The organism is uncultured Aureimonas sp., assembly GCF_913775355.1.
In the GTDB taxonomy this organism is placed as follows: domain Bacteria; phylum Pseudomonadota; class Alphaproteobacteria; order Rhizobiales; family Rhizobiaceae; genus Aureimonas.
This window is the reverse complement of record NZ_CAJYIU010000150.1, coordinates 1-9,169: the sequence shown is the minus strand read 5'-3', so window position 1 is coordinate 9,169 and position 9,169 is coordinate 1. Positions and strand designations below refer to the sequence as shown.

Annotated in this window: 5 protein-coding genes and 1 pseudogene; all 6 read right to left on the bottom strand. The window is 64.1% G+C overall.

All coding sequences use genetic code 11. The features are described 5' to 3' along the window. Positions 1-196 (bottom strand): GTP-binding protein (locus tag QZ753_RS09915; protein ID WP_294641582.1); only part of this gene is annotated, 196 nt, incomplete at its 3' end. A 63-nt stretch (positions 197-259) separates the two neighbouring features. Further along, the gene (gene fusA / locus QZ753_RS09910; RefSeq protein ID WP_090966821.1) at positions 260-2,350 is read right to left on the bottom strand and encodes an elongation factor G; all 2,091 of its coding nucleotides are present in this window, start codon (positions 2,348-2,350) and stop codon (positions 260-262) included. A gap of 30 nt (positions 2,351-2,380) precedes the next feature. Further along, positions 2,381-2,851 carry a 30S ribosomal protein S7 gene (rpsG, locus tag QZ753_RS09905; protein ID WP_055889358.1) on the bottom strand — a complete coding sequence of 157 codons (471 nt, stop codon included), beginning with the start codon at positions 2,849-2,851 and terminating at the stop codon, positions 2,381-2,383. 35 nt (positions 2,852-2,886) lie between these two features. After that, entirely contained in the window at positions 2,887-3,258 is a 372-nt protein-coding gene (gene rpsL / locus QZ753_RS09900; protein ID WP_019998957.1) for a 30S ribosomal protein S12, read from the bottom strand. A 378-nt stretch (positions 3,259-3,636) separates the two neighbouring features. Beyond that, positions 3,637-7,836, bottom strand: coding sequence for a DNA-directed RNA polymerase subunit beta' (gene rpoC / locus QZ753_RS09895; RefSeq protein WP_090966819.1), 4,200 nt, complete (start codon positions 7,834-7,836; stop codon positions 3,637-3,639). 139 nt (positions 7,837-7,975) lie between these two features. Further along, positions 7,976-9,169 (bottom strand): annotated as a pseudogene (locus QZ753_RS09890) (DNA-directed RNA polymerase subunit beta); the annotation flags it as partial.

The window sequence follows — 9,169 nt, the reverse complement described above, 5'->3', positions numbered from 1 at the left end:
CGTACTCGACGTGCGCCGTCGAGATCGTGATGCCGCGCGCCTTCTCCTCCGGCGCCGCGTCGATCTGGTCGTACGCGCGGAACTCGCCGAAGTACTTCGTGATCGCCGCCGTCAGCGACGTCTTCCCGTGATCAACGTGACCAATCGTCCCGATGTTCACATGCGGCTTGTTACGCTCGAATTTGCTCTTCGCCATTTGAGGCTCTCCAATTCATGCGCCCGTGAGGGCTTCAGAGGGTTGTCGCCGAGGCCGGAGGCCTCAGGCGTACTTCTTCTGGATTTCTTCGGCGACCTGGTTCGGCACCTGCTCGTAGTGGTCGAACTGCATTGTGTACTGCGCACGGCCCTGCGACATCGAGCGGAGCGTGTTGACGTAGCCGAACATGTTCGCCAGCGGCACCATCGCGTTCACCACAGTCGCGATACCGCGAGCCTCGGTGCCCTGGATCTGGCCACGGCGGGAGTTCAGATCGCCGATCACGTCACCGACGTAGTCTTCCGGCGTCACGACCTCAACCTTCATGATTGGCTCGAGCAGCTTCGGACCCGCCTTGGCGATGGCTTCGCGGAAGCCGGCGCGCGAGGCGATTTCGAAGGCCAGCACCGACGAGTCGACGTCGTGGTAGGCGCCGTCCATCAGTTCGGCCTTAATGTCGACCATCGGGAAGCCCGCGAGCGGGCCCGAGGTCATCACCGAGGCGATACCCTTCTGGACACCCGGCACGTATTCCTTCGGAACCGCACCGCCGATAATCTTCGACTCGAACACGAAGCCCGTGGTCGGCTCGCCCGGCTCGATGTGCAGCTTCACGCGAGCGAACTGGCCGGTACCACCGGTCTGCTTCTTGTGCGTATAGTCCACATCCGCGGCGCGGGTGATCGTCTCTCGGTAGGCCACCTGCGGGGCGCCAATATTCGCCTCGACCTTGAATTCGCGCTTCATGCGGTCGACGAGGATGTCGAGATGAAGCTCGCCCATGCCGGCGATGATCGTCTGCCCGGACTCCTCGTCCGTCTTGACGCGGAAGGACGGATCCTCGGCCGCGAGACGATTGAGCGCAAGGCCCATCTTCTCTTGGTCGCCCTTGGTCTTCGGCTCGATCGCGATCTCGATGACCGGATCGGGGAATTCCATGCGCTCGAGGATGACCGGCTTCAGCGGATCGCAGAGCGTATCGCCCGTGGTGACTTCCTTGAGGCCAGCCAGGGCGACGATGTCGCCGGCATACGCCTCTTCGATGTCTTCACGCGAGTTGGAGTGCATCTGCAGCATACGCCCGATGCGCTCCTTCTTCTCCTTCACCGTGTTCTGGACGCCGGTGCCCTTGGTAAGCTTGCCGGAGTAGATGCGGCAGAACGTGAGCGAGCCGACGAACGGGTCGTTCATGATCTTGAAGGCCAGCATCGACAGCGGCTCTTCGTCCGACGACACTCGGCTGGTCTCGGCCTCGGTCTTCGGGTCGATGCCCTTGATGGCCGGGACGTCGACCGGCGACGGCAGGAACTCCACGACGCCGTCGAGCAGCGGCTGGACGCCCTTGTTCTTGAAGGCCGAGCCGCAGAAGATCGGCGTGAAGGTCACCTCGCAGGTGCCCTTGCGGATCAGCGCGCGCAGCTGCTCGTTCGACGGCATGTTGCCCTCGAGGTAGGCTTCCATCGCGGCCTCGTCGACCTCGACGGCGGTCTCGATCATGAGCTCGCGGTACTCGGCGGCCTTGTCCTTGAGGTCGTCCGGGATCTCGACGACGTCCCACTGGGCGCCGAGCGACTCGTCCCGCCAGATCAGGGCGTTCATCTCGATCAGGTCGACGACGCCCTTGAACTCGTTCTCGGCGCCGATCGGCAGCTGGACGACGATCGCCTTCGCGCCGAGGCGCGTCTTGACCATCTCGACGCAGCGGTAGAAGTCCGCGCCGGTCTTGTCCATCTTGTTGACGAACATCATGCGCGGGACGTTGTACTTGTCGGCCTGGCGCCAGACCGTCTCGGTCTGCGGTTCCACGCCGGCATTGGCGTCCAGCAGCGCGATCGCGCCATCGAGCACGCGCAGCGAACGCTCGACCTCGATCGTGAAGTCGACGTGTCCCGGCGTGTCGATGATGTTGAAGCGGCGCTTCTTGCCGTCGCGGCCTTCCCAGAAGGTCGTGGTCGCAGCGGACGTGATCGTGATGCCGCGCTCCTGCTCCTGCTCCATCCAGTCCATGGTCGCGGCGCCGTCGTGGACTTCGCCGATCTTGTGGGACTTGCCGGTGTAGTAGAGGATACGCTCGGTCGTGGTCGTCTTGCCGGCATCGATGTGGGCCATGATGCCGAAATTGCGGTAGTCTTCGATCTTATATTCGCGGGCCATGGGGCGTCGCCTTTCGAAGAGAAGAGTGGCTTACCAGCGGTAGTGCGAGAAGGCGCGGTTCGCTTCCGCCATGCGGTGCGTGTCTTCGCGCTTCTTCACGGCGGTGCCGCGGTTGTTGGCGGCATCCATCAGCTCGCCCGACAGACGGTCCACCATCGTGGTCTCGTTGCGGTTGCGGGCGGCCGTGATGAGCCAGCGGATGGCGAGGGCCTGACGGCGCTCCGGACGAACGTCGACCGGGACCTGATAGGTGGCGCCGCCGACGCGGCGCGAGCGGACTTCCACGTGCGGCGCAACGTTGTCGAGCGCCTGATGAAAGATCGCGATCGCGTCCTGGCGGGTCTTCTGGTTCACGACGTCGAACGCGCCGTAAACGATGGTCTCGGCGACCGACTTCTTGCCGTCGTACATGACGGCGTTCATGAACTTCGTTACAACCAGATCGCCGAACTTCGGATCCGGGTTGATCTCACGCTTCTCGGCAGAGTGACGACGGGACATATTCTAGTCTCTCAATCTCGGACGGTCGTTCGGGCTTACTTCGGACGCTTCGCGCCGTACTTCGAACGACGCTGACGACGGTCCTTGACGCCCTGCGTGTCGAGCACGCCGCGGATGATGTGGTAGCGAACGCCGGGAAGATCCTTCACGCGGCCGCCGCGGATCATCACCACGGAGTGCTCCTGAAGGTTGTGCCCCTCGCCCGGGATGTAGCCGATGACTTCGAAGCCATTGACCAGACGGACCTTGGCGACCTTGCGGAGAGCCGAGTTCGGCTTCTTCGGGGTCGTGGTGTAGACGCGGGTGCAAACGCCGCGCTTCTGCGGATTGGCCTGGAGCGCCGGAACGGTGTTGCGCTCGCTGGGGCGAACGCGCGGCTTCCGGATCAACTGGTTGATGGTCGGCATTCCAACCTTCCTTCTCTTCAAATCCCGGTTCGGAACGTTCGGTACCACGACGCAAGAAGCCATCGGCTCATGCGCGAAACCGGGCATCGACCTCACCTAGTAAGAGGTCTGCCCGGCATTGAAGCAGAGGATCACGGGCGAAACCGCAATCGTGCGTCCAGCAATGGTACGTCTCGTTGAACGAAGCCTTGTTTGAAGCGCTGGTCCCCGACGTGTCGTCAGGAAAGCGATGCCTCACATCGGCTCTGTTGGCGGGTGTTTAACGATTCCGTCCCCGAACGTCAACCCTGCGCGGGCCTTGTTGGGGCGCGATGTGAAAATGAAAAGGGGCCGCCCGATCGGAACGGCCCCTTCCCTGTCTCGTGCCGGACGAGCGCCTTATTCGGCGGCGTCGGTGAGCTTCGTCAGCATGCGATCGGCTTCCGCCGCATTGGACGACTTACGACGGTCGTCGAGGATCAGGTCGTCGCGCGAGGTCGCGATGCGACGGACCTGGGTCATCATGCCGCCCGTGCCGGCCGGAATGAGACGGCCGACGATGACGTTCTCCTTGAGGCCCTGCAGCGTGTCCATCTTGCCGGCCACCGCCGCCTCGGTGAGGACGCGCGTGGTCTCCTGGAAGGATGCCGCCGAGATGAAGCTCGGCGTCTGCAGCGATGCCTTGGTGATGCCGAGCAGCACCGGGTTACCGGACGCGGGCTTCTTGCCCTCCTCCTCCAGGCGCTCGTTCATCTCGGCGAGCTCGATCCGGTCGACATGGTCGCCCGGAATGAGGCCGCTATCGCCGGACTCCACGATCTCGACCTTCTGCAGCATCTGGCGAACGATCACCTCGATGTGCTTGTCGTTGATCACGACGCCCTGGAGACGATAGACCTCCTGGATCTCGTTCACGAGGTAGCTCGCCAGCGCCTCGACGCCCCGGATGGCCAGGATGTCGTGCGGTGCCGGGTTGCCATCGAGGATATGGTCGCCCTTCTCGATGACGTCGCCTTCCTGGAGGTGGAACGGCTTGCCCTTCGGGATCAGGTACTCGACCGGCTCGACGCCATCCTCGTGCGGCTCGATGATGATGCGACGCTTGTTCTTGTAGTCGCGTCCGAACCGCACCGTGCCGTCGATCTCCGCGATGACCGCGTTGTCCTTCGGCTTCCGGGCCTCGAACAGTTCGGCGACGCGCGGCAGACCGCCCGTGATGTCCTTCGTCTTCGCGGACTCCATCGGAATACGCGAGAGAACGTCACCGGCGCGCACCGTCGCCCCCGGCTCGACCGACAGAATGGCGTCGACCGAGAGGAAGTAGCGGGCGTCGGTGCCACGCGCGAGCTTGGCGACCGAGCCGTCCTTAGCGCGGATTACCATGGCGGGCTTGAGGTCGGCGCCGCGCGGGTTGGCCCGCCAGTCGATGACCTGACGCTTGGTGATGCCGGTCGACTCGTCCGCCTGCTCGGAGACCGACAGGCCCTCGACCAGATCCTCGAACTCCACGGTGCCGTCGAGCTCGGTGAGAACCGGACGGGTGTACGGATCCCACTCGGCGATACGCTGGCCGCGACGCACCTGATCGCCGTCGTCGACGAAGATGCGCGAACCGTAGGTGATACGGTGCGACGCACGCTCCTTGCCCGACGGGTCGAGGATCAGGACCGCCATGTTGCGGCCCATCGCCACGAGCCGGCCGTCGGAATCGCGCACCACGTTGCGGTTGCGGATCTGGACCGTGCCCTCGTACGAGGCTTCCAGGAACGACGAGTCGACGACCTGCGCCGTGCCGCCCATGTGGAACGTACGCATCGTGAGCTGCGTGCCCGGCTCGCCGATCGACTGCGCCGCGATGACGCCGACGGCCTCGCCCATGTTGACGGGCGTACCGCGTGCGAGATCGCGACCGTAGCAGATCGCACAGATGCCGGTGCGGACTTCGCAGGTCAGCGCCGAGCGGATCTTCACGGACTGGACGCCCGCCTTTTCGATCACCTCGACGTCACGCTCCTCGACGGTCGTGCCGCCCTTGACCAGCACTTCGCCGGTGGCAGGGTTCACGATGTCCTCGAGAGCGGTACGGCCGAGGATGCGCTGGCCGAGTGTCGCCACGACCTGACCGGCATCCACGATGGGCTGCATGGTCAGACCGTTCTCGGTGCCGCAGTCGGCCTGCGTGATGATGCAGTCCTGCGCTACGTCGACGAGACGGCGGGTCAGGTAGCCCGAGTTCGCGGTCTTCAGCGCCGTGTCCGCGAGGCCCTTCCGGGCACCGTGGGTGGAGTTGAAGTACTCGAGAACCGTGAGGCCTTCCTTGAAGTTCGAGATGATCGGCGTCTCGATGATCTCGCCGGACGGCTTGGTCATCAGGCCGCGCATCGCGCCGAGCTGACGCATCTGCGTTGGCGAGCCACGAGCACCCGAGTGCGACATCATGTAGATCGAGTTCATCGGCTTCTGCCGGCCCGTCTCCGGGTTGAACTCGACCGCCTTGATGCGGCCCATCATCTCTTCGGCGATCTTGTCCGTGCACTTGGCCCAGGCGTCGACCACCTTGTTGTACTTCTCACCCTGAGTGATCAGGCCGTCGTTGTACTGCTGCTCGTATTCCTTCGCGAGCGCCTGCGTCTCGCCGATTAGCTTCGGTTTGGTCTCGGGGATGACCATGTCATCCTTGCCGAAGGAGATGCCGGCGATGCAGGCGTGCTTGAAGCCCAGCTGCATGATGCGGTCGCAGAAGATGACCGTGTCCTTCTGACCGCAGTGACGATACACCTGGTCGATCAGACGCGAGATGTTCTTCTTTGTCATCAGGTCGTTGGCGATGTCGAAGGGGATCTTGTGCGTCTTCGGCAGAAGCTGCGCGATGAGCATGCGACCCGGCGTCGTCTCGTAGATCTTCGAGACGGGCTTGCCTTCGGCGTCGACCGTCTTGAAGCGGCCCTTGATCTTCGTGTGGAGCGTGATCGCCTTGGTGAAGAGCGCCTGCTCCATCTCGCCGATGTCGGAGAACGCCATGCCTTCGCCCGGCTCGTTCTCGTTCATGATCGAGAGGTAGTAGAGGCCGAGCACCATATCCTGCGACGGCACGATGATCGGTGCGCCGTTCGCCGGATGCAGGATGTTGTTGGTCGACATCATGAGGACGCGCGCTTCCAGCTGCGCCTCGATGGATAGCGGCACGTGCACCGCCATCTGATCGCCGTCGAAGTCCGCGTTGAAGGCCGTGCAGACCAGCGGGTGAAGCTGGATCGCCTTGCCCTCGATCAGGATCGGCTCGAACGCCTGGATGCCGAGACGGTGCAGCGTCGGCGCACGGTTGAGCAGCACCGGATGCTCGCGGATGACCTCGTCCAGGATGTCCCAGACCTCCGGGCGCTCCTTCTCGACGAGCTTCTTCGCCTGCTTCACCGTGGAGGAAAAGCCCTTGGCGTCGAGGCGCGCGTAGATGAAGGGCTTGAAGAGCTCCAGCGCCATCTTCTTCGGCAGGCCGCACTGGTGCAGCTTCAGCTCGGGGCCCGTCACGATGACCGAGCGGCCGGAATAGTCGACGCGCTTGCCGAGGAGGTTCTGGCGGAAGCGGCCCTGCTTGCCCTTCAGCATGTCGGACAGCGACTTCAGCGGGCGCTTGTTGGCACCCGTGATCACGCGGCCGCGGCGGCCGTTGTCGAACAGCGCGTCGACCGCCTCCTGAAGCATGCGCTTCTCGTTGCGGATGATGATGCCCGGCGCGCGCAGCTCGATCAGCCGCTTGAGGCGGTTGTTGCGGTTGATGACGCGGCGGTAGAGATCGTTGAGATCCGACGTGGCGAAGCGGCCGCCGTCCAACGGGACGAGCGGGCGCAGGTCCGGCGGGATGACCGGAACGACGCGCATGATCATCCACTCGGGTCGGTTGCCCGACTCGAGGAAGTTCTCGACGATCTTCAGCCGCTTCATCAGCTTCTTCTGCTTCAGATCCGACGTGGTGGTCGCCAGTTCCTCACGCAGGTCGCCCGCGATGCGCTCGAGCTCCATCGAGCCGAGAAGCTCCTGAATCGCCTCGGCGCCGATGAGGGCCGTGAACGAATCCTCGCCGTACTCGTCGACGGCGATCATGTACTCCTCTTCCGTCAGGAGCTGGTGCTCCTTCAGGGCGGTGAGGCCGGGCTCGGTGACGATGTAGTTCTCGAAGTAGAGGACGCGCTCGATGTCCTTCAGCGTCATGTCGAGCAGCGTGCCGATGCGGCTCGGGAGCGACTTCAGGAACCAGATATGCGCGACCGGGGCGGCCAGCTCGATGTGGCCCATGCGCTCGCGGCGCACGCGCGAAAGCGTGACCTCGACGCCGCACTTCTCGCAGATGATGCCCTTGTACTTCATGCGCTTGTACTTTCCGCACAAGCACTCGTAGTCCTTGATCGGGCCGAAAATGCGCGCGCAGAACAGGCCGTCGCGCTCCGGCTTGAACGTGCGGTAGTTGATCGTCTCGGGCTTCTTGATCTCGCCGAACGACCACGAAAGAATCTTCTCCGGGCTCGCGAGCGAGATCCGGATCGAATCGAACGTCTGCGCCTGCACCTGAGGATTGAAGAGATTCATGACCTCTTGATTCATGGTGCTGTCTCCTTTTCAGGGCCTCGTGCCCCGCCACGCGCCGGGCGGAGCCGGCGCCAAGATCATCCGCAAAGTCCGATCGGCGCCCTTTGGCTGTGGCGCCGACCATGGCCGCACAAGGCGACCTTTGCGTGGCGGCCTACTCGGCCGCGTCAGGGAGGCCCTGCAGCGGGCCGGCGCTCGACGGAAGCTGGTCGGGCACGGACTGCGACAGGTCGACGTCGAGGCCGAGCGAGCGCATTTCCTTGACGAGCACGTTGAAGCTCTCCGGAATGCCCGACTCGAACGCGTCGTCGCCGCGCACGATCGACTCGTAGACCTTGGTACGGCCCGCGACGTCGTCCGACTTCACCGTCAGCATTTCCTGCAGCGTGTAGGCCGCACCGTATGCCTCGAGCGCCCAGACCTCCATCTCGCCGAAGCGCTGGCCGCCGAACTGCGCCTTGCCGCCGAGCGGCTGCTGGGTGACCAGCGAGTACGGGCCGATCGAGCGGGCGTGGATCTTGTCGTCCACCAGGTGGTGCAGCTTCAGCATGTAGATGTAGCCGACCGTGACCTGACGATCGAACGGCTCGCCGGTACGCCCGTCGTAGAGCGTCACCTGACCCGATCCGTTGAGACCCGCCTTCTCCAGCATCTCGACGATGTCCGGCTCGACCGCACCGTCGAAGACGGGGGTCGCGATCGACACGCCGCGCTTCATCTGCTTGGCGAGCACGATCACGCTGTCGTCATCGTAGTCCTTGACCTTCTCGTTGCGGTCGGAGTCGCCCAGCATGCTGGCGATCTCGTTGCGCAGCGGCGCGGCGTCATGGCTCTGCTGGTAGGCTTCCAGCATTTCCCCGATCTTCCGGCCCATGCCGGCGCAGGCCCAGCCGAGATGCGTCTCCAGGATCTGGCCGACGTTCATGCGCGAGGGCACGCCGAGCGGGTTGAGCACGATGTCGGCATGCGTGCCGTCCTCGAGGAACGGCATGTCCTCGATCGGCACGATGCGCGACACCACGCCCTTGTTGCCGTGGCGGCCGGCCATCTTGTCGCCGGGCTGGATCTTGCGCTTCACCGCCACGAAGACCTTGACCATCTTCATGACGCCGGGCGGAAGCTCGTCGCCGCGCTGCAGCTTCTCGACCTTGTCGAGGAAGCGCTGCTCGAGGCGCTTCTTCGACTCGTCGTACTGCTTCTGCATCGCCTCGATTTCCGTCATCAGACGGTCCTCGACGACGGCGAACTGCCACCATTGCGAGCGCGGATACTCGTTGATGATCTCCCGCGTCAGGGTGGTGTCCTTGCGGAAGCCCTTCGGGCCGGCGATCGGCGACTGGCCGATCAG